The organism is Pseudomonas sp. PDM18, from assembly GCF_014852585.1.
Taxonomy (GTDB): Bacteria; Pseudomonadota; Gammaproteobacteria; order Pseudomonadales; family Pseudomonadaceae; genus Pseudomonas.
This window is the reverse complement of sequence record NZ_JACVBX010000001.1, coordinates 369,684-390,348: the sequence shown is the minus strand read 5'-3', so window position 1 is coordinate 390,348 and position 20,665 is coordinate 369,684. Positions and strand designations below refer to the sequence as shown.

General features: G+C 65.0%; 22 protein-coding genes. 13 read left to right on the top strand and 9 right to left on the bottom strand.

The window, feature by feature from the left end; all coding sequences use genetic code 11:
- Positions 1-27: 27 nt before the first annotated feature.
- From IB274_RS01740 to mazG, 6 genes are all read left to right on the top strand, one after another.
- Positions 28-744, top strand: coding sequence for a response regulator transcription factor (locus IB274_RS01740; RefSeq protein ID WP_192430390.1), 717 nt, complete (start codon positions 28-30; stop codon positions 742-744).
- Position 745: 1 nt separating this feature from the next.
- Entirely contained in the window at positions 746-2,092 is a 1,347-nt protein-coding gene (locus IB274_RS01735) for a sensor histidine kinase (protein ID WP_192430389.1), read from the top strand.
- Positions 2,093-2,194: 102 nt separating this feature from the next.
- Positions 2,195-3,094, top strand: a complete 900-nt coding sequence (gene cysM / locus IB274_RS01730; protein ID WP_081520291.1) for a cysteine synthase CysM — start codon at positions 2,195-2,197, stop codon at positions 3,092-3,094.
- Between the two features lies 1 nt (position 3,095).
- Entirely contained in the window at positions 3,096-4,466 is a 1,371-nt protein-coding gene (gene rlmD / locus IB274_RS01725) for a 23S rRNA (uracil(1939)-C(5))-methyltransferase RlmD (protein ID WP_192430388.1), read from the top strand.
- 89 nt (positions 4,467-4,555) lie between these two features.
- A complete protein-coding gene (gene relA / locus IB274_RS01720; protein WP_192430387.1) occupies positions 4,556-6,817 on the top strand; it encodes a GTP diphosphokinase in 2,262 nt (753 codons plus the stop codon).
- Positions 6,810-7,643: a nucleoside triphosphate pyrophosphohydrolase gene (mazG, locus tag IB274_RS01715; RefSeq protein WP_192430386.1), complete on the top strand. Its 834-nt coding sequence runs from the start codon at positions 6,810-6,812 to the stop codon at positions 7,641-7,643. Before relA ends, mazG begins: the two co-directional genes overlap by 8 nt.
- Positions 7,644-7,801: 158 nt before the next feature.
- On the opposite strand, the gene IB274_RS01710 is transcribed toward mazG, so the two are convergent.
- A complete protein-coding gene (locus tag IB274_RS01710) occupies positions 7,802-8,734 on the bottom strand; it encodes an aspartyl/asparaginyl beta-hydroxylase domain-containing protein (protein ID WP_192430385.1) in 933 nt (310 codons plus the stop codon).
- Between the two features lie 162 nt (positions 8,735-8,896).
- Between IB274_RS01710 and IB274_RS01705 the strand changes: the two genes are divergently transcribed.
- A complete protein-coding gene (locus tag IB274_RS01705; RefSeq protein WP_192430384.1) occupies positions 8,897-9,436 on the top strand; it encodes a DUF2058 domain-containing protein in 540 nt (179 codons plus the stop codon).
- A gap of 15 nt (positions 9,437-9,451) precedes the next feature.
- On the opposite strand, the gene IB274_RS01700 is transcribed toward IB274_RS01705, so the two are convergent.
- Positions 9,452-9,733 carry a Rho-binding antiterminator gene (locus tag IB274_RS01700; protein ID WP_192430383.1) on the bottom strand — a complete coding sequence of 94 codons (282 nt, stop codon included), beginning with the start codon at positions 9,731-9,733 and terminating at the stop codon, positions 9,452-9,454.
- A 10-nt stretch (positions 9,734-9,743) separates the two neighbouring features.
- A complete protein-coding gene (locus tag IB274_RS01695; protein ID WP_192430382.1) occupies positions 9,744-9,968 on the bottom strand; it encodes a thioredoxin family protein in 225 nt (74 codons plus the stop codon).
- 114 nt (positions 9,969-10,082) lie between these two features.
- On the opposite strand from IB274_RS01695, the gene IB274_RS01690 reads away from it, so the two are divergent.
- Positions 10,083-10,652, top strand: a complete 570-nt coding sequence (locus IB274_RS01690; protein ID WP_192430381.1) for a MarR family winged helix-turn-helix transcriptional regulator — start codon at positions 10,083-10,085, stop codon at positions 10,650-10,652.
- Between the two features lie 72 nt (positions 10,653-10,724).
- Here the strand turns inward: IB274_RS01690 and IB274_RS01685 are convergent, their stop codons facing one another.
- From IB274_RS01685 to IB274_RS01670, 4 genes are all read right to left on the bottom strand, one after another.
- A complete protein-coding gene (locus tag IB274_RS01685) occupies positions 10,725-12,014 on the bottom strand; it encodes an outer membrane protein transport protein (RefSeq protein WP_192430380.1) in 1,290 nt (429 codons plus the stop codon).
- A gap of 178 nt (positions 12,015-12,192) precedes the next feature.
- Complete coding sequence (locus IB274_RS01680; protein ID WP_192430379.1) at positions 12,193-12,672, bottom strand: hypothetical protein; 480 nt, start codon at positions 12,670-12,672, stop codon at positions 12,193-12,195.
- Between the two features lie 182 nt (positions 12,673-12,854).
- Positions 12,855-13,508, bottom strand: a complete 654-nt coding sequence (locus IB274_RS01675) for a tetratricopeptide repeat protein (protein ID WP_192430378.1) — start codon at positions 13,506-13,508, stop codon at positions 12,855-12,857.
- Positions 13,509-13,623: 115 nt separating this feature from the next.
- The gene (locus IB274_RS01670) at positions 13,624-14,478 is read right to left on the bottom strand and encodes a sulfurtransferase (protein ID WP_192430377.1); all 855 of its coding nucleotides are present in this window, start codon (positions 14,476-14,478) and stop codon (positions 13,624-13,626) included.
- 79 nt (positions 14,479-14,557) lie between these two features.
- Between IB274_RS01670 and IB274_RS01665 the strand changes: the two genes are divergently transcribed.
- Positions 14,558-15,352: a lysophospholipid acyltransferase family protein gene (locus tag IB274_RS01665; RefSeq protein ID WP_192430900.1), complete on the top strand. Its 795-nt coding sequence runs from the start codon at positions 14,558-14,560 to the stop codon at positions 15,350-15,352.
- A gap of 23 nt (positions 15,353-15,375) precedes the next feature.
- Here the strand turns inward: IB274_RS01665 and IB274_RS01660 are convergent, their stop codons facing one another.
- Positions 15,376-16,437, bottom strand: a complete 1,062-nt coding sequence (locus IB274_RS01660; RefSeq protein ID WP_192430376.1) for an SMP-30/gluconolactonase/LRE family protein — start codon at positions 16,435-16,437, stop codon at positions 15,376-15,378.
- 134 nt (positions 16,438-16,571) lie between these two features.
- Between IB274_RS01660 and rnd the strand changes: the two genes are divergently transcribed.
- From rnd to IB274_RS01645, 3 genes are all read left to right on the top strand, one after another.
- Positions 16,572-17,711, top strand: coding sequence for a ribonuclease D (gene rnd, locus IB274_RS01655; protein WP_192430375.1), 1,140 nt, complete (start codon positions 16,572-16,574; stop codon positions 17,709-17,711).
- Between the two features lie 50 nt (positions 17,712-17,761).
- Positions 17,762-18,055, top strand: a complete 294-nt coding sequence (locus tag IB274_RS01650; RefSeq protein WP_045212389.1) for a YcgL domain-containing protein — start codon at positions 17,762-17,764, stop codon at positions 18,053-18,055.
- Between the two features lie 249 nt (positions 18,056-18,304).
- On the top strand, positions 18,305-19,237 hold the full coding sequence (locus IB274_RS01645; protein ID WP_192430374.1) for a D-2-hydroxyacid dehydrogenase: 933 nt from the start codon (positions 18,305-18,307) through the stop codon (positions 19,235-19,237).
- A gap of 133 nt (positions 19,238-19,370) precedes the next feature.
- Here the strand turns inward: IB274_RS01645 and IB274_RS01640 are convergent, their stop codons facing one another.
- Positions 19,371-19,964 carry a nitroreductase family protein gene (locus IB274_RS01640; protein ID WP_192430373.1) on the bottom strand — a complete coding sequence of 198 codons (594 nt, stop codon included), beginning with the start codon at positions 19,962-19,964 and terminating at the stop codon, positions 19,371-19,373.
- A gap of 247 nt (positions 19,965-20,211) precedes the next feature.
- Here IB274_RS01640 and IB274_RS01635 point away from each other — a divergent pair, with 247 nt between their 5' ends.
- Positions 20,212-20,661, top strand: a complete 450-nt coding sequence (locus tag IB274_RS01635; RefSeq protein WP_192430372.1) for a YcgN family cysteine cluster protein — start codon at positions 20,212-20,214, stop codon at positions 20,659-20,661.
- The last annotated feature ends 4 nt before the right edge of the window (positions 20,662-20,665 follow it).

Here is a 20,665-nt window from a genome sequence, read left to right as displayed (position 1 = left end):
CGCAATTGCTAATCACTCTTATTTGATATGAACAACTTCGCTTCGCCCGGCCTGCGTCTGCTGACCATTGAGGACGACCCGACTCTGGGGGCCCACCTGTCTTCCCACTTGAGCGAACGCGGCTTCGCGGTCACCTGGTGCCAGGACGGCGACGAAGGCCTAGCCCAGGCCCGCGGCGGCGACTACGACCTGATACTGATGGACATCATGCTGCCCGGCACCGGTGGCCTGGATATCCTTCGCACCCTGCGCCGCGAGCGCGCGGTGCCGGTGATCCTGATGTCCGCCCTGGGCGCCGAGCAGGACCGCATTGCCGGCTTCTCCCAGGGCGCCGACGACTACCTGCCCAAGCCTTTCAGTCTTGCCGAACTCAGCGTGCGCGTGGACGCCGTGCTGCGCCGGGTGGCGCTGGAGCGCGGCAGCCAGTCGCTGAGCAGCACGCCTACGCCGACTGGTTTGCAGATGGACCCGCAGCAGGACGACGTGGGACTCGACGGCCAATGGGCCGGCCTGACCGGCACCGAGTACCGTCTGCTGGAAACCTTCCTCAGCAGCCAGGGTGAGACCCTGAGCAAACCCTTCCTTTATCAGCACGTGCTGCATCGCGCCTTCACCGCCCACGACCGCAGCCTGGACATGCACGTCAGCCACCTGCGCCGCAAGTTGCAGGCCATCGGCTACGTCCGCCACCAGTTGCACACGGTCTGGGGCAAGGGCTATGTGTTCGCCGAGGCCGAGGATTGACATGCCCGGCCGTCACTCGCTGTTCTGGAAGCTTGCCATCGCCCTCGTGGCGCTGTGCCTGTCGGTGATCTGGCTGTCCTGGAACTGGGGCAAGCAGATGGAGCGCGACAGCTACTTCCTCTCTGAGGCGGCGCAGCAGGTGCTCACAGGCTATGCCGACGAGGCCCAGCAAGCCTGGCGCACCGGCGGGGCGGCAGGCGTCGATGCCTGGCTGGCGCAGATGAAGCAGCGCGAGCCGGTGTGGATGGTTGTGGTAGATGCGCGCCTGCAGTCGCTGGGCACGCAGCCGCTGTCGATAGAGGACGTGGCGCACCTGACATTCCAGCGCGGGCTTGACTGGCCGGTAAGCTCGCGCTCGGTGAACCTGCCGTACATCGGTATTCCCTTCCCGGACGAACCGGGCGGTGGCCGGCTGGTCGTCCAGTTGCCGCAGCGCTACCTGCCGGGCGGTCTGAGCTTCCTGCGCCAGTCCATCAGCCACGCGCTGGTGCCGGCGATCCTTGCGCTGATGCTCTGCGGGCTGATCTATCGCCGACTGGTGCGCCCGCTCGGCCGTCTGCGCGAGCACGCTAACGCCTTGCAGGCGGATAACCTCGGCTCGGTCGCCGGACCGGAGCTGATCGCCCGCCGCGACGAACTCGGCGAACTGGGGCGCGCGCTGGACCACATGGCCGAGCGCCTGCGCGGCCACGTCGGCCTGCAGCGCCAGTTGCTGCGCGACCTGTCCCACGAACTTCGTACGCCGCTCAGCCGCCTGCGGGTAGCGGGCGACAGCCCGATCAGCGAAGCCGCGCTGCGCCAGCGGGTAGAGCGGGAAGTGGAGGTGATGCAGCGCCTGGTCGCCGATACCCTGGAGCTTGCCTGGCTGGACACCGAACGCCCGCGCGTGGAACTGGAAGAGATCGACCTGCGCTCGCTATGGGACCTGCTGGTGGACGACGCACGCTTCGAGGCGGGCTGGAGTACCGAGCGCTTCCTTTATCAGGTGCCGGCGGACTGCCGCGTTCGCGGCCATCTCAACGGCCTGGCCCAGGCGTTGGAAAACCTGCTGCGCAATGCTATCCGTCATTCGCCGGAAAACGGTCGCATCCGCCTGAGCGGCCGGCGCGAGTCCGGCGGCTGGCATCTGTGGCTGGAAGACGATGGTCCCGGCGTGGCTGAAAGTGACCTGGAGCGCATCTTCCTGCCTTTCACCCGGCTCTCCGACGCGCGTACCGGCGAAGGCTTCGGCCTGGGCCTGAGCATTGCCCGCAGCTCGCTGCGCATGCAGGGCGGCGAACTCTGGGCGGACTGCGCCGAGGCGGGTCTGCGCGTGCACCTGCGCCTGCCCGCCGCGGCGGTGGCCTGAGCGGGAGGTGGGCCCCTGCACATGGCTTGTTAGGAAGTTTCGTATGGCGGGGCGGTTTTTGCCGGTATCATAGGGCGCCCTGTTCCAGATCCGAGTGCTTCCATGACCGTGCAGTACCCGACTATCGCCGATTGCGTCGGCCATACCCCGCTGGTGCGCCTGCAGCGCCTGGCCGGGGAAACTTCCAACACCCTGCTGGTGAAACTCGAGGGTAACAACCCCGCGGGTTCGGTGAAGGATCGCCCGGCGCTGTCGATGATCACCCGTGCTGAACTGCGCGGCGACATCAAGCCCGGCGACACGCTGATCGAAGCCACCTCCGGCAACACCGGCATCGCCCTGGCGATGGCGGCGGCGATCAAGGGCTACCGCATGATCCTGATCATGCCCGACAACTCCACCGCCGAGCGCAAGGCCGCTATGACCGCCTATGGCGCCGAGCTGATCCTGGTGACCAAGGAGCAGGGCATGGAAGGCGCTCGCGACCTCGCCGACCAGATGGCGCGCGAAGGCCAGGGCAAGGTGCTCGACCAGTTCGCCAACGGCGACAACCCGATCGCCCACTATCACTCCACCGGCCCGGAAATCTGGCAGCAGACCGGCGGCGAGATCACCCATTTCGTCAGCTCCATGGGCACCACCGGCACCATCATGGGCGTGTCGCGCTACCTCAAGGAGCAGAACCCCAACGTGCAGATCGTCGGCCTGCAGCCGATGGAAGGCTCGGCGATCCCCGGCATCCGCCGCTGGCCGCAGGAATACCTGCCGAAGATCTTCGATGCCACTCGCGTCGACCGCGTAGTCGATATGCAGCAGAACGAAGCCGAGGACGTGATGCGCCGCCTGGCCCGCGAAGAGGGCATTTTCTGCGGCGTATCCTCCGGTGGTGCGGTGGCGGCCATGCTGCGCCTGTCGCGCGAGCTGGAAAACGCGACCCTGGTGGCAATCATCTGCGACCGTGGCGACCGTTACCTGTCCTCGGGCGTGTTCGACTCCAACTGACATGGCCAAGCAGAGATCCGGTCTGCGCTTCCAGCCCAGTGGCGGAGCGCGCAGCCCTGCGGTACCGGTGGGCAAGAAACAGCGCCTGAACATTGAGCGCCTGTCCCACGACGGCCGCGGCATCGCCCACATCGACGGGCGCACTTGGTTCGTCGACAACGCCCTGCCGGGCGAGTCGGTGGAAGCCCGCGTGCTGTCCGCCCGCGCGCAGATCGTCGACGCCCGTAGCGAACGTATCTTCACCGCCGCCGCCAACCGCCGCACCGAGCCTTGCCCGGTGGCCGGCACCTGTGGCGGCTGCAGCCTGCAGCACCTGTCCCACGCCGATCAGCTGGCGCTCAAGCAGCGCACCCTGGCGGAGCAGCTGGAGCGCTTCTCCGGCCTGGTCCCGCAGGAGTGGGCGGCGCCGCTGGTCGGGCCGGAATTCGGCTACCGCCGCCGCGCCCGCCTCGCCGTGCGCTGGGACGTGAAGGCCAAGCGCCTGGAGGTCGGCTTCCGCGCCGCCGCCAGCCAGGCCATCGTCGCCTTTGACGACTGCCTGGTACTGGTGCCCGAGCTGCAGGTTCTCGCGCGCGAGCTGCCGGAGCTGCTGCGTGGCTTCGCCAAGCCGCAGTGCCTTGGCCATGTCGAGCTGTTCCACGGCTCTTCCAGCGCGCTGCTGCTGCGGCATATCGAACCTTTGTCCGATAGCGACCGTGCGCGACTGCTGGAATTCTGTTCGGCACGGGATGTGCAGCTGTGGTTGCAGGGTGACGGCGAACCGACGCTTTGCTCCGATGCTGCAGAAAACAGCGGGAACCGCGAGCTCGGCTTCCGGCTCGAAGCCTGGAACCTGACCCTGGCCTACCGCCCCGGCGACTTCGTTCAGGTGAACGAGCCGGTGAACGAGGCGATGGTCGCGCAGGCGCTGGACTGGCTGAAGCCGGGCAGCGACGAGCGCGTGTTGGACCTGTTCTGTGGCTTGGGCAACTTCGCCCTGCCGCTGGCGCGCCAGGTGCGCGAGGTGGTGGGCGTGGAAGGTGTGCAGGCCATGGTCGAGCGCGCCGCTGCCAACGCCCGGGCCAACGGCCTGGCCAATACCCGGTTCCATCAGGCAGACCTGATGAAACCGCTTGCCGACGCCCCCTGGGCGGCGGAGGATTTCACCGCCGTGCTGCTCGACCCTCCGCGTGACGGAGCCTTCGAGCCGGCGCGACAGATGCGTTCACTGGGCGCGGAGCGGGTACTCTATGTGTCCTGCAACCCGGCGACCCTGGCGCGTGACGCTGGCGAGTTGGCCCGACAGGGCTATCGTCTGAAGCGCGCCGGCATTCTCGACATGTTCCCGCAGACGGCCCATGTCGAGGCCATGGCTTTGTTCGAGGCAGGCTAGGACGGCCTGCGCAATCCGACCGGCTCAAGCAAGAAAGGCCGGCGCAGTGAGCGGTGTGTTGTGGCGCACCGTGGGGAAGGGTAGACACGATGGTACAGGTGAGAGCGCACCAGCCGGTCAACACTGACGGCAGCATCAATCTCGAGGCCTGGCTGGACCATGTCCAGACCCTGGTCCCGGGACTGGATCGCAAGGTCCTGCTGGAAGCTTGTGAATTCGCCCGCGAGGTGGAGCACAAGGCGGTCAGCACGACGGACAACTCCTGGGCGGACGGCACCTCCAGCTTCCAGACGGGGCTCGAGATCGCCGAAATCCTGGCGGACCTGAAGCTTGACCAGGAATCGCTGGTCGCCGCGGTGGTCTACCGCGGCGTGCGCGAGGGCAAGGTCAAGCTTGAGGACGTGGCGCAGCGTTTCGGCCCCGTCGTCGCCAAGCTGATCGAGGGCGTGCTGCGCATGGCGGCGATCAGTACCAGCCTCAGCCCGCGGCAGTCCCTGGTGCTCGGCACCCAGGCGCAGATCGAGAACCTGCGCAAGATGCTGGTGGCCATGGTCGATGATGTTCGCGTCGCGCTGATCAAGCTGGCCGAGCGAACCTGCGCCATTCGCGCGGTGAAGAACGCCGACGAAGAAAAGCGCATGCGCGTCGCCCGCGAAGTCTTCGATATCTACGCCCCGCTTGCCCACCGTCTGGGCATCGGTCACATCAAGTGGGAGCTGGAGGACCTGTCCTTCCGCTACCTCGAGCCCGACCAGTACAAGCAGATCGCCAAGCTGCTGCACGAGCGCCGGCTGGACCGCGAGCAGTACATCGCCACCGTGATGCAGCAGCTCAAGGATGCCCTGGCCGCCACCGGCATCAAGGCGGACCTCTCCGGCCGGGCCAAGCACATCTATTCCATCTGGCGGAAGATGCAGCGCAAGGGCCTGGACTTCAGCCAGATCTACGACGTGCGCGCCGTGCGCGTGCTGGTGCCGGAAATGCGTGACTGCTACACCGCGCTGGGCATCGTGCACACGCTGTGGCGGCACATCCCCAAGGAATTCGACGACTACATCGCCAATCCCAAGGAAAACGGCTACCGCTCGCTTCACACCGCGGTGATCGGCCCCGAGGGCAAGGTGCTGGAAGTGCAGATCCGCACCCACGCCATGCACGAGGAAGCCGAACTCGGCGTCTGCGCGCACTGGCGCTACAAGGGCACCGACGTCAAGGCCAGCTCCAACCACTACGAAGAGAAGATTTCCTGGCTGCGTCAGGTGCTCGAGTGGCATGAGGAACTGGGCGACATCGGTGGCCTGGCCGAACAATTGCGGGTGGATATCGAGCCTGACCGGGTCTACGTGTTCACCCCCGACGGCCACGCCATCGATCTGCCCAAGGGCTCCACGCCGCTGGACTTCGCCTACCGCGTACACACCGAGGTCGGGCACAACTGCCGTGGCGCCAAGATCAACGGCCGCATCGTGCCGCTGAACTACAGCCTGCAAACCGGCGAGCAGGTGGAAATCATCACCGGCAAGCAGAGCGGGCCGAGCCGTGACTGGCTGAACCAGAACCTGGGCTACGTAACCACCTCGCGAGCGCGGGCGAAGATCGTCCACTGGTTCAAGCTGCAGGCGCGCGACCAGAACGTGGCTGCGGGCAAGGCCATGCTCGAGCGCGAACTGGGTCGCCTGGCGCTGCCGCCGGTAGACTTCGAGAAGCTCGCCGAGAAGGCCAACTACAAGACCGGCGAAGACCTCTTCGCGGCCCTGGGCGCCGGCGACCTGCGTCTGGCCCATGTGGTCAACTACGCGCAGCAGCTGGTCGAGCCCGAGCGCGGCACCGAGCAGCTCGAACTCATCCCGCGCAAGCCGAGCAAGATCGGCCACGGCAAGCGCGGCGACATCCAGATCCAGGGCGTCGGCAACCTGCTCACGCAGATGGCTGGCTGCTGCCAGCCGCTGCCGGGCGATGCGATCGTCGGCTACATCACCCTCGGCCGCGGCGTCACTATCCACCGCCAGGACTGCGCCACCGCGCTGCAACTGGCCGGGCGCGAGCCTGAGCGGATCATCCAGGTCAGCTGGGGGCCGGTGCCGGTCAGCACCTATCCGGTGGATATCGTCATCCGTGCTTACGACCGTTCCGGCCTGCTGCGCGACGTCTCGCAGATGCTGCTCAACGAACGCATCAACGTGCTGGCGGTGAACACCCGCTCGGACAAGGAAGACAACACCGCGATCATGCGCCTGACCATCGAGATCCCCGGTCTCGACTCGCTGGGCCGCCTGCTGGCGCGCATTTCCCAGTTGCCCAACATCATCGAGGCGCGGCGCGACCGCGGCGCGGGTGCCAAGGATGCATAAGCTCGACGACCTGCTGTACCTGATGGCCCGGCTGCGCGACCCGCAGCACGGCTGCCCCTGGGATCTCAAGCAGAGCTACGCGACCATCGTGCCGTATACCCTCGAGGAAGCCTACGAAGTCGCCGATGCCATCGAGCGCGGCGACTTCGACCACCTGCGCGAGGAACTGGGTGACCTGCTTTTCCAGGTCGTCTACTACGCGCAGCTGGCGAGGGAGGAGGGGCGCTTTGAGTTCGATGCGGTGGTGGATGGCATCACCACCAAGCTGATTCGCCGCCATCCCCATGTGTTCCCCGACGGCGACCTGTACGGCGAGTCAGACCCGGCGAAGCTGGCGGAAGCGGCGGTCAAGCAGCGTTGGGAAGAGCTCAAGGCCGAGGAGCGCGCCGCCAAGGCCGCCGAGCCGGTGCAACTGTCCCTATTGGATGATGTACCCAACGCCCTGCCGGCGCTGAGCCGCGCCGCCAAACTGCAGAAGCGTGCCTCCCAGGTCGGTTTCGACTGGGCCGACGCCCTGCCGGTAGTGGACAAGGTGCGCGAGGAACTGGACGAAGTACTCGAGGCCATGGCCGGTGGCGACACCGAGGCCCAGGCGGAGGAGGTTGGCGACCTGCTGTTCGTGGTGGTCAATCTGGCGCGGAAGCTCAAGGTTGACCCGGAAACCGCCCTGCGTGCCGCCAACGCCAAGTTCGAGCGCCGCTTCCGCTACATCGAAACGGCCCTGCGCGACCAGGGTCGCACCCTGGAAGACAGCAACCTGGAAGAGATGGACGAACTGTGGGGCGCCGCCAAGCGCGACGAGAAGAGCCCGCTCAGCTGTGGATAAGTTCTCGCTCCAATAAAAAAGCCCCGCAATCGCGGGGCTTTTTTATTGGATTTTGTAGGAACGAGGGGGACGCCTAGTCCTTGCTCGCGAACCGCTTGACGCCGGCGCTGCCGGAAAATCTGTTCGCGAGCAAGCTCGCTCCTACCGATACCCGGGTCTCAGCCGAACAACCAGCGCAGGATCAGCACCAGCAGCACCACCGCCAGCACCGGCCGGCCGATGCGGTAGGCTTTGGGATAGGCTCGCTTGAACACTTTCACATTGCTGCCCACGGCGTTGCCGAAGCGGATCAGCACCGAGTAGGCCTGGTTGATCCCGCCGACGCGCTCTCCCTCGACGTTCTGTGGCGCCGTGGCGCGCCCAAGGAAGGCGCTGACGCGACGGTTGATGCGGGTCAGCAGCGGCGACTTGAGCGGGCGCTCGATATCGCAGAAGAGGATCAGGCGCGACTCGTCCGTCTCGTTCTTCACCCAGTGGACGAAGGTCTCGTCGAACATCACGTCCTGGCCGTCGCGCCAGGCGTAAGGCTGGCCATCGACGAAGATGCGGCATTCGTCGGAGTTCGGCGTGGCCAGGCCCAGGTGATAGCGCAGCGAACCGCCATAGGGGTCGCGGTGCTTGTTCAGGTGACTGCGCGGCGGCAGGCGGGTGAACATTGCGCCCTTGACGTTGGGGATGCTGCTCACCAGTTCCACAGTCTTCGGGCACAACTGCTGCGCCGAGGGCAAGGGGCCGTCGTACCAAGTCAGGTAGAAGCGCGTCCAGCCCTTCTTGAAGAAGGAACCGAAGCCGGCCTCGTTGTTGTTCAGGGCATCGCGGATGTAACCCTCGTCGAACAGCTGCTCGGCTTCCTCGCGGATCATCTGCCAGTTGTCGCGCAGCTTGTCGAGCTCAGGGAAGCGCTCACGGTCCAGGTAGGGCTTGGACGGCACGCTGGAGTTCAGGTACATCAGCGAGTTGTAGGGGGCGAACCAGGCGGAGTGGTTCACGATCTGGCGCAGGAAGGGCAAGCGCACCTTGCCGCGCAGATGCACGTAGAGAATGGCAATGAGGAAGATGGCCAGTACCGCGAGAACGATGAGCTTCAGCATGGAGGTTGCGAGTCCGCTCCAGATGAGTGATTTCGAGCCAGGCACTTGCGCTGCGCTGGCACAGGCCCGAGGATTATACCCCCTGAGGACGATCCCGCCGCACCTATGCGTTGGTCTGGGAGTTGTCCTGCATCAATATGGGCTGTTGGAGAGCCTCGATTCATGAGCATGTCATTGCGTGACCAGTTGCTGAAAGCTGGGCTGGTCAACGAGAAGCAGGCCAAACAGGCCGGCAAGCAGAAGCAGAAGCAACAGCGCCTGGAACACAAGAACCAGGTGGCCAAGGACGACAGCCAGCGTCAGGCGGCCCTGCAGGCCCAGGCCGAGAAGCAGGCCCGCGACGCCGAGCTGAACCGCCAGCAGCAGGAGAAGGCCGAAAAGAAGGCCAAGGCCGCGCAGATCAAGCAATTGATCGAAGGCACGCGCCTGCCGAAACTGGAGTCGGACGATTACTACAACTTCGTCGACAACAAGAAGGTCAAGCGTATTGCGGTCAACGACATGCTCCGCGACAAGCTCAGCCGCGGAAGCCTGGCCATCGTCAGCTATGACGGTCGCTACGAGATCGTGCCGCGCGATGCCGCGCTACGTATCCAGGAGCGCGACGAGCGCCGCATCATCGTCCTCAGCGAGCCCAGCGGCGAGCCGGACGAAGACGATCCGTACAAGGATTACGTGGTGCCCGACGACCTCATGTGGTGAGGTCGGTGCAGTCGCTCAGCCGGCGGCATCCAGCTCCACCCTTCCGAACAGCGCCTGCGTCGACAAGGGCGTAATGGCGTGCAGACGGTCCAGCCGGAGTTCCCGGCTGGCATCGTCCACGCGCACTTCGAGAAACTCTTCCAGCACTCCGCCCGCGTTCCTTCGCGTATGCGTTGTGAAGGCCAGGGCGTCGAACACCAGGCCGTCACGCAGTTCCAGACGCAGCCAGTAGCGATAGAGGCAGGCGATCTCCAGAAAGTCATGGAGATCGCAGTGCAATGGCTGGTAGTCGCTCATGCCGCCCGGCCTATTTCAGGTCCACCAGGGCGGCGCCGAAGTTCAGGTGCAGCACCTGCCCATCGACCACCAGTGCCGGTACGGATTTGACCCCGGCCGCCTCGGCTTCGGCCACGCGTGGCGACTGCTCGCCCAGGTGCACCACTTCGATTTCGCGGTTCAGTAAGGGCAGCAGGGAGCGCTCGGCTTCGACGCAAACGGGGCAGCCAGCATGGTAGTAAACGGCTTTGCTCATGGTCCTTCTCCTGATTAATTAAGTATCGAATCGATACTGTTTCAGTCTGCGGCTGAAAATGACCTTCTGTCAAACTGGTTTTTGATCGATACTATCTATCGGAGGGATCAGCCCATGACCGATACGACCCTGTTCGACTACCTCGAACGCATCGCTAGCCTGATGCGCGCCTGGGCGCGCGAGCAGCCGCTGATGGCGGAGTTGCAGCCGATCCAGCTGAGCGCGCTGAACTACCTGGCGCGTTGCAACCGTTATTCGAATACGCCGCTGGGGGTAACGGATTTCCTCGGGCTGACCAAGGGCACGGTGTCCCAATCGCTCAAGGCTTTGGAGGCCAAAGGGTTGATCGAGAAGCGCCCGGACGCCCTGGATCGCCGCAGCGTGCACCTGGAACTGACACAGGAGGGGCGGGGGCTGATCGATACGCTGGTGCCGCCGGTATTCTTGCGTCGCGCCGAAGAGGCGCTGGGGGAGCGCAGCGCCTTGCTGGTCGAGCTACTGCGAGAACTGCTAGCGACCGTGCAACGCCAGGAGAACGTGCCGGGGTTCGGCCTGTGCCGCACCTGTCGCTTCCATCAGAAGCTGGATGACGGTGCGCTCTGCGGGCTGACGGGCGAAAGACTGGCAGCGCACGAAGGCGAATTGATCTGCCGCGAGCACGCGACGCCTGACGAGGCTGCCTGAGCGGCCCTCTCGCAAAATAACGGGCAAGAAAAAGCCGGGCATCTGCCCGGCTTTTTCATGGCGCAGACGCTATCAGAAGCGATAGGTCATCTGCGCGGTCAGGCCGTGGGCGCTGTTGTCGTACTTGGCGCTGTAGGCCGGCTGCAGTTGCAGGCCTGCCAGTTCCTGGCCGTCGGGCTGGTTCACGCCGGCGGTGGATTCCCACAGGTAGGCGTAGGCCACGTCGAAGGTCATGTCGGCGTTAGGCGAGTAGCCGGCGCCCAGGGTGAAGATCTTGCGGTCGCCCACTGGGATGCGCACGTTGCGGTGCTCATTGGTGGTCGGCGATGGATCGTAGGCGAAGCCGGTACGCAGGACCCATTGGTCGTTGAACTGGTAGGAGGTACCAATCGCAGCGGACCAAGTGTCATGCCAGCTCAGGTCTTCGCCGATGGTGTCGAAAGCGGCCAGCGGGGCGCCGGTGTTCTGCACCTCGATGGACTTCAAACGGCTCCAGCGCGTCCAGGTGGTGCCGCCGTAGACGGTCCAGCGGTCATCCAGCTTCTGGGTGATCGACAGGTCCAGGGACTCGGGCAGGGTGATGTCCAGACTGGCGTCCATGCGCGAGTCGAACAGGCCTGCCGGCGAGTTGGACACGGTGGTATGGCCGTCGAGCTTGTACTTGACTTTGGAGTGGTAGGTGGCGCCGATGGAGGTGCTCTCGGTCGGGGTCACCAGGACGCCGACGTTGAAGCCGGCAGCGGTGTCGTCGCCCTTGATGCTGATCTTGGTGTCGTCACCGTTGCCGCCCAGAGCGCCGTTCAGCGCGCCGGTGTTCAGGTAGTTTTCCAGCTTGCCGTCGATGCGGTTGATGGTCGGGCCGAAGCCGACAGCCACCACGTCGTTGAACTTGTAGCTGATGGTCGGCTGGACAGTGATCACCTGGACTTTGCTGTAGGAACCGTGGGAACGGCCCTGGAAGCCACTTTCGTAGTCGTTGATGATGCCGTAGGGCACGTACACGCCCAGGCCGACGCTGACCTTGTCGTCCAGCGGAGTGGAGAAGTAACCGAAGGGAACGGCAGCAATCGGGACGGAGTCGCCCTTGTTGGAGCCCGAGGCAGTGCTGTGGGCGTCGCTGATGTCGTCCTTGGCGGACACCACGGCCAGACCGCCGCTGACTTCAGTTCGCTTGAGCTTGGAAATGCCGGCAGGGTTGCCGTAGATGGTGCTGGCGTCCAATGCCGAGGAAGCGCGGCCCGCGTAGGCGGTACCGGCGCCGCTGGCGCTCTGCTCGTTGATGGCGATGCCGTTGGCAAGCACCTGAGCGGAGGCAGCGCTGATGGTCAGTGCGAGGGTAGTCTTGAGCCATGTTGTTTTCATTGTAAGAGCAACTCCTGTGTTTATCGGCGCGCAAGCTACCAAGATTCCCGGGTCTTGGGTAGTGGTGGGCAGGCGCTCTACCTTGGGCTTTCGGGCTCAAACAAGCGTTCCATCTGAATGATGGCCGTTCGTCGCTGTATGTAAATAATTTCTGACCGACTGGTCACGTTAAAAAGTCCTACGCGACTCGACTGAAATTTCCGACGTAGCTGTGCCAAGCGTCGACGAAGTCGTGAAGCCGGCCGTGAGGGTGGAATACCTGGCGCCAGACGCGGGCCAGTTCCATGGGGTCGCCTGTGAGCGGCAGGGGCAGGTGCTCCGCCTCCACGAGCATCCAGGCGATGGCGGTGCTGTAGCGCAGGTTGACTGTGAGTTCGAGATGCGGTGCGTCGAGGAAGGCATGCTGGCTGGCCAGCCCTCGCACGCGGCTGGCCAGCTCGGGGTCCAGCGCCAGGAATCCATCCCAGACCGTCTGGTGCTGTTGATCACCAATGCGATACAGCCCGTGGCCATGGCTGTCATCGAGGGCGCTCCCCAGCGCCGACTGACAGGCCGCTGCCCCCAGCAGCAGCGATTCGGCCGCGACACTGTGACGCCCCAGATAGTGCAGGGTGGGGCGAATCACATACTGGCAAAGATCATTCGCGGCGATACCCATGACATCCTCGTCATCAATGACCGGCGGGGCTGGGCGTCTTGGCAGCTTCTGATGATTATCCTCGGCCCCGCCGGAAGCGGACTTAGCCGCTCGAATTGAAGTGTAGTGCGATGAAGATGATGTAAAGGCCTGTTTTTAAACTGTTTCGTCGGCGCAGTTTTCGTTCATATTCCTTCTGGCGATTAGATGCTCGGCGGTAACTCCGGCATCGCAGAGAGCTTTTCCTCGGCCTCTTCGTGGCCCTGGTCCGCTGCCTTCTGGTACCAGGCGCGGGCCTGTGCGGGATTCTTCGCCACGCCGCGACCCTTGGCGTAGCTTTCGCCTACCTCGTACTCGGCATCCACATCGCCCTGTTCGGCGGACAGCAGATAGAGAGCAAAGGCCTTCTTGTAGCTGCGGGTCACGCCGGTGCCGTTCTCGTACATGATCGCGAGGTTGTACTGGGCATCCTTGTCGCCCTGGTCGACGGCTTTCTGGTACCAGTACACCGCCTTGGCCGAGTCCTGTTCGACGCCATCGCCATTATCGTAGGCATTGCCGAGGTTGTACTGGGCGCAGGCGTGGCCCTGCTTGGCGGCCTTCTCGTACCAGTAGGCGGCTTTCTCGTAGTCCTGGTCGTATTCGTCACTGCCGGAGTCGTATTCCAAGCCGAGGCTGTACTGGGCGCTGGCGTGGCCGGCCTTGGCGGCTTTCACCAGGTCTTCGCCGTAGAGGTCGGACCACTGGTCCTGGATGTCGCAGGGCGTTGCTTCCAGTGCGGCGGCGTAGAGCGGGGTGGCGCTGCACAGGCCGAACAGCAGGCTGGCGAGCAGGGTTTGGCGGATGCGCGAAGGCATGGGATCACTCCTTTGAAGAATGGGCACGAGTCTGACCGATGCCCTGACACCTATCCATAGGAACGGAAGGCGTTGGTGTGAAGCGCCTTCCGTTTTTTCCGCCAGAGCGGGGTGATCAGTCGCCCTTGGCCACCGGGCGGCGGGCATCGGTGATCCATTCGCTCCAGGAGCCGGCGTACAGGCGACCCAGCGGGTAGCCCGCCAGGCTCAGGGCAAACAGGTTATGGCAGGCGGTGACGCCGGAGCCGCAGTAGGCCACCAGATCTTCAGCCGAACGTCCGCGCAGCAGCCCGGCGAAGCGCTGGTGCAGGTGCTCCGGGCGCAGGAAGCGGCCGTCGTTGCCGAGGTTGTCGGTAAAGGCTGCGCACTGGGCACCGGGAATGTGTCCGGCGACCGGGTCGATGGGTTCGATCTCGCCACGGAAGCGCGGCAGGCCGCGGGCATCGATCAGTGGCAGTTCGGCAGAGCCGAGTTTCGCGGCCAGTTCACTTGCGCTGATCAGCAGGCTGTTGTCCGGCTCGCCTTTGAAGTCGCCCGGACGCAGCGGCGTTTCGGCAGTGGTCAGGCGCAGGCCGGCATTGCGCCAAGCGGTCAGGCCGCCATCGAGCAGGTACACGCCCTCGCTCTTGCCCAGCCACAGCAGCAGCCACCAGGCACGGGCAGCGAAGGCGCCGGGGCCGTCGTCATACAGCACCACTTCGCTGTCGTCGTTCAGGCCCCAGGCGCGCAGATGTTCCTGCAGATGCAGCGGATCGGGCAGCGGATGGCGGCCTGTGACACCCGGAATCACCGGGGAGGAAAGGTCCCGGTTGAGGTCGGCGAAGTGCGCGCCGGGGATGTGGTTTTCCTGGTAGCTGCGGGCACCGTAGGCCGGGTCTTCGAGAGCGAAACGGCAGTCGAGCAGGACGAGATTCGGGTCATCGAGGCGGGCGGCCAGTTGCTCGGGCGTGAGCAGGCGGGCTTGGGTCATGGGCGCGTTCCTGTGTCGTGACGGGGCTGAGGCGCATCATAAGGCTTGTACGATGAAAAGTTGGTGGGAGTTGGCGAACATGCACGACCAGCAATCGGCACCGCGCAAGGCGGGCCCGCTGCGCGTCGCCCTGGTGGGTTTGGCGACCGTTCTGATCACCCTGGGCTACAGCGTCCGGGTCCTGGCGTTGGGCGCCATCGGCCGGCTGCGCCGCGCCAAGGTCGACGGTTTCACCCGCGACTGGTCCGGCAGCCTGCTGCGCCTGACCGGTGCGCGCCTGAGTCGCCACGGCGAGGTGCCGGACTTCGGCGATGGTCGTCGCTACATGATCCTCTGTACCCATTCCAGCTTCTACGACATCCCGGCGATCTTCGTGACCATGCCCGGTTCGATCCGCATGTTGGCCAAGCGCGAGCTGTTCGCCGTGCCGGTTTGGGGCGCGGCTATGCGCGCGGCGGAGTTCCCGTCCATCGACCGGCACAACCGCCACCAGGCCATGGCCGATCTGGCGAAGGCGCGGGAGATGATGGAAAGCGGCATCGTGCTCTGGGCTGCGCCCGAGGGCACGCGCTCCAAGGATGGCAAGCTGCAGCCGTTCAAGAAGGGGTGTTTCCGCCTGGCCCAGCAGACCGACGCGATCATCGTTCCGGTGGCCATTCGCGGCATCCAGCAATTGCTGCCGGCTGGCGGGCTGAAGCTGAACCTCGGTATGCCGGTGGAAGTGCATGTCGGCGCGCCGATCGACTCCACCCAGTTCACCAAACGTGGCGTCGATGCGCTGATGGCCGAGGTGCGCGAGCGCATGCTGGAGTTGCTGGAACCTGCCGCAGCGCCCGCATCGGCGCCTGCCCTGAAGGAGCAGGCGCCGGCCTGAAGCGTCCCGGGAACCGGCGTCCTTCAGTGGATCGGCAGCCGGCCGATGCGGTCGTTCTCCAGGCTGCCCAGGTAGAGCACGCCATTCACCGGTTTGGCCGAAGTCACCATGCGCAGGTGCTGGCCGCTGGTGTCATGCAGGCTGCGGACGATCTCGCCTTTCTCGTTCAGTTGGATCACCAAGCCGTAGGGCACTGGCTTGGGCAGCACGGCGCGCGGCAGCTTGGTGAGCTGGCGCTTCAGCCAGGGCAACTGCTGGATCATGTCGGCATCGGCCTTTCGCGGCGAGGGCAGGGCGACCCAGAAGGTGCCGCTGCGGTCGCTGGCGAGGTTGTCCGGCAGGCCCGGCAGGTTGTCGATGAAGACCTCGTGCTGACCAGCCTTCTCGCCCTTGAGCCAGTAACGGGTGATGCGGTAGCGGTAGGTTTCGTTGACCAGCACGAAGTCCTCGTTCTGTGACAGCGCCACGCCGTTGGCGAAGTACAGGTCCTTGAGCAGGGTTTCGGTCTTGCCGGTGGCCGGGTCGTAACGCAGCAGGCGACCGTGAGGGCGGGCTTCGAGCAGGTCGAGGATGTAGTCGGGCTGGTGGAAGCGGCTGGACGCGTCGCTGAAATAGATGCGGCCATCGCTGGCGATGTCCAGGTCGTCGGTGAAGGCGAAGGGAATGCCGTCGGCCGAATCGGTCAGCACGCGGATCTTGCCCTGCGGGTCGATCTCCAGCAGTCCCTTCCAGGCGTCGGCGACGATCAGCTTGCCGCTCTTGTCGAACGCCAGGCCCAGGGGGCGGCCGCCGGTCTCGACGAAGGTCTCGGCCTTGCCGTCGGCGCCGATGCGCACGATGCGCCCGTCATCCAGCCCGGCGAATACCCGGCCCTGGCTATCCACGGCGGTGTCCTCCGGGCCGACGATCTGGCCCTGGGCGAGCAGTTCGGCTTTCATCAGGGTGTCGTTGGGTTCCATCACGCCGGTCATCGGTGGCGCCTTGGGCGGCGTCCAGGCCAGCGGGTCGATGGGGCTGGGCGTGAGCGCCAGGTAGACCGCGACGGCTACGGCCAGCAGGACGACCAGTCCGAGAAGCTTTTTCATGCGCAAGCTGCCTTCTTGTTGTTGTGGGCGGGGCAAAGCGTAGAGATTGCCATGCAGTTGTCACAGACCGATGGCCGAGTGGAATGCTCGCACATCATGCATCTCTATATACTGCGCGCACCGAAACGAAGGAGATGTTCGTGACTGTCCTCGACATTCAGTGGATTCGCGACGATGCCACCCTGGAGCGCAAGTGCCAGGACTGGAAAGAACTGCCTTACCTCGCGCTCGATACCGAGTTCATGCGTGTCGATACCTTCTACCCGGCTGCCGGACTGGTGCAGGTGGGCGATGGCAGCGGCGTGTGGCTGATCGACCCGCTGCTGATCCGCGACTGGTCGCCGTTCGCTGCCGTGCTGGAGTCGCCGGTGGTGGTCAAGGTGTTCCATGCCTGCGGCGAGGACCTGGAAGTTTTCCAGCGCCTGACCGGCAGCCTGCCGCAGCCGCTGTTCGACACCCAGTTGGCCGCCGCCTACCTGGGCATGCCGCATTCCATGGGGTATTCCAAGCTGGTGCTGGAAATCCTCGGCCTCGACCTGCCCAAGGACGAAACCCGCTCCGACTGGCTGCAGCGTCCGCTGACCGACATGCAGGTGCGCTATGCGGCCGAGGACGTGCAGCACCTGGCTGAGGTCTACGTGAAGCTCGCCCCGCGCCTGAGCGACGAGAAGCTGCAGTGGCTGCTGGCCGACGGCACCGACCTGACCAGCAACCAGAGCCGCGTCAGTGACCCGCAGGAGGCCTACCTCGACGTCAAGCTGGCGTGGAAGCTCAATCGCCCGCAACTGGCCGTACTGCGTGAGCTCTGTGTCTGGCGCGAGGAACAGGCGCGGTTGCGCAACAAGCCGCGCAACCACATTCTGCGCGAGCACACCCTGTGGCCACTGGCGCGCTTCCAGCCGGCCGACAAGGTCGCCCTGGCGCGCATCGACGACATGCACCCGCGCACCGTGCGCCAGGACGGCGACACCCTGATCGCACTGATCGCCCACGCGGCGAAGCTCCCCGAAGCGGTCTGGCCGCAGCCTCTGCCCGAGCCGCTGCCGCGCGAGATCACCCCGGTACTGAAGAAGCTGCGTGAAGTCGGCCAGAAGGAAGCTGAGCGCCTGGAAATGGCGCCGGAGCTGATGCTGCGCAAGAAGATTCTCGAAGCCCTGCTCAAAACCGGCTGGCCCGATGGCCCTTACCACCTCCCCGATTCGCTGCAAGGCTGGCGCCGCGAGCTGATGGGGCAGGCTCTGCTGGACAGCCTGTCTGCCCAGACCCCCGAATAACGCGGCCCCCTCCTTATACGCTGCCCACTCCAAACGCGGAAAGAACCGACATGAAACGCATCTGCTCCATCTACAAGAGTCCGCGCAAGAACGAGATGTACCTGTACGTCGACAAGCGCGAAGCCCTCAGCCGCGTGCCCGAGGCGCTGCTCGTCGCCTTCGGCGCGCCGCAGCATGCCTTCGACCTGGTCCTTAGCCCCGAGCGCCAGCTGGCCCGGGAAGACATCAACGTGGTGCTGGAAAACATCGAGAAGCAAGGTTTTCACCTGCAGATGCCGCCGGCGGAGGAGGAATACATCCAGCACCTCCCCGAGGAACTGCTGCGACGGAACGACCCGGTCTGATCGAGACCGCATCGTCACTCCCTTCAGGCCGCGTATTCGCTCAGTGCTGGCACTGTGCAAATATGCGGCCTGAGCGCATTATGCAGGGGTAAAAAGGGTTCAACGGAGCGGAACGCTTGGTCTCTGGCTGTGTCTATAGCCGCCTGACTTCCCTAGAACTGACGACGATTTCCCCAGGGAAGCTCCCTTGAAGCGAGTCCAGATGCGCCAGCCGGAAATGCTCCACCGTTCGAAGCGAAAGGCCTGATCATGCGCCTGCTCGTACTCGATCGCGAACACGCCCTCTACGCCGCCCTGCTGATGGCGGCCGAACCCCGGTTGACGGTGATCTCCGGCCATAATCCCGACACCCTTGTGGAAGCGGCGGCCGAATGCCCCGTGTGGCTGGCTGAGCCGACCCTGGCCGCGCAATTGCTGCGCCAGGGCGTGCACCCGGTATGGATCCAGTCGAGCTGGGCGGGCATCACCCCGCTGCTGGCCGACGACCTGCCCAAGGACTACGCCCTGACCCGCGCCGTCGGCATCTTCGGCCAGGTCATGACCGAATACCTGCTCACCTACATGCTTGCCCACGAACGCCAGTTCCTCGGCCGTCTGGCCAGCCAGGTCGGCGTGCAATGGGACGACCGCGCGCCGGGCAGCCTGAGTGGCCGGCAGATTCTCATCGTCGGCACCGGCGAGATCGGCCAGGCCGTGGCGCACATGCTGGCGCCCTTCGGCGTGGAGTTGGTGGGCGTCGCGAAGACCCCGCGTTCGTTGGTGCCCTTCGGCCGCATGGGCGGGCTGGATGACCTGCCGCGTCTGGCCGAGACCGCGGACTACGTGATCAACCTGCTGCCTGATACGCCGGAAACCGCGGATATATTCAACCTCGCGCTGTTCCAGCGGATGAAGCCTACTGCGCTGTTCCTCAACGCCGGGCGTGGCACTTCGGTTGTGGACGAGGATCTGGTTGCGGCGCTGGAAGCCAATCAGCTGGCCGGCGCGGTGATCGACGTCTGCCGCCAGGAGCCACTGCCGACTTCGCACCCGTTCTGGCATACGCCGCGCCTGCTGCTGACCGGTCATACCGCCGCGCCGACGTTGCCCAGCCTGCTGATCGACCTGTTCCGCGACAACCTCACGCGCTTCTGGGCGGGGCAGGCCATGCGCGGAGAAGTGGATTTCTCCCGCGGTTACTGACCGCTGCGGACATGAAAAAAGGCCCCATCCGGGGCCTTTTTCTTTTTGCTTTTCTGTAGGAGCGAGCTTGCTCGCGAACCGCATAGTTCCGTGCCGTGCAAGTTCGCGAGCAAGCTCGCTCCTACATTCGGCATCAGAGCGAGAAGTCACCCTCGGCGACGATCTCCGCCAGCGGGCGGCGGGTATTGGGCACTTCGCGGGCCTGAAGGCTCTCGGCGAGGATCGACTTGTCTCCCTGCTTGCCGATGGCGATCACCGCGTGGATTTCATGGTCCGCCGGGACCTTCAGTTCGGTGCGCGCGAGTTCGCGGTCGAAGCCGGCCATGCCGTGGGTGTGCCAGCCCGCCAGGCTTGCCTGCAGGGCGAGGAAGCCCCAGGCGGAGCCGGTGTCGAAGCTGTGCCACAGGGCCGGTTTTTCTTCGCTGGAGCCGGGCGGGGCGAAGGTGGTCTTGGACAGCACTACCACCAGCGCCGAGGCGTGCTGCGCCCAGCTGCGGTTGAACTCGCCCAGCAGGTTCAGGTAGCGCTGCCAGTTCGGCGTGTCGCGCAGGGCGAAGAGGAAACGCCAGGGCTGCGAGTTGAAGGAGGACGGTGCCCAGCGCGCGGCCTCGATAAAGCTCAGCAGGGTGGCTTCGGGAATGGCTTCGCCGTTGAAGGCGCGGGGCGACCAGCGATTGATGAACTGCGGGTCGATCGGGTGCTCGGAAACGCGAGGGTTGGCGCTCATGGTGGCTCCTTGAGGGGCGTGGAATCTGCCGATGGTGCCGTGGTCGGCCGGGCATCGCGGTGGGATCGGGCGGTTGGCGGGTCTCGCGGCGCTGGTAGAAGGCAAGCGGAACGGGCCCGTGGGGCGATCAAACTAACCAGCGCGGCCCGCTCTGGCAAGCGCTGCACGGTCAATGGTCGCCTGCGCTTGGCCTGCGGTCGCGGCGGGCTTAGACTTTGCGCCCCGTGAAATTGCCCCTGACCAAAAAATGGCCGCCAAAGTCGAACCCTTCTGGAAACGCAAGACCCTCGACCAACTCGATCAGGAAGAGTGGGAATCGCTGTGTGACGGCTGCGGCCTGTGCTGCCTGCAGAAGCTGGAAGACGAAGATGACGGTGCCGTCTACTACACGCGCATCGCCTGCAAGCTGCTGGACCTGAAGACCTGCCGCTGCACCGACTACGCCAACCGGCGCGCCAGCGTCCCGGACTGTATCCAGCTCACCCCGGCGCAGGCCGACGAGTTCCAGTGGCTGCCGCCGACCTGCGGCTATCGCCTGGTGTCCGAGGGCAAGGACCTGCCGCTGTGGCATCACCTCGTCTGCGGTGATCGGGACGCGGTACACCACGAGCGTATCTCCCAGTCCGGCCGCATGCTCGCCGAGGGCTCGGTGCCTGAAGACGACTGGGAAGAGCACCTGATCTTCCGCGCCGGCTGATCCT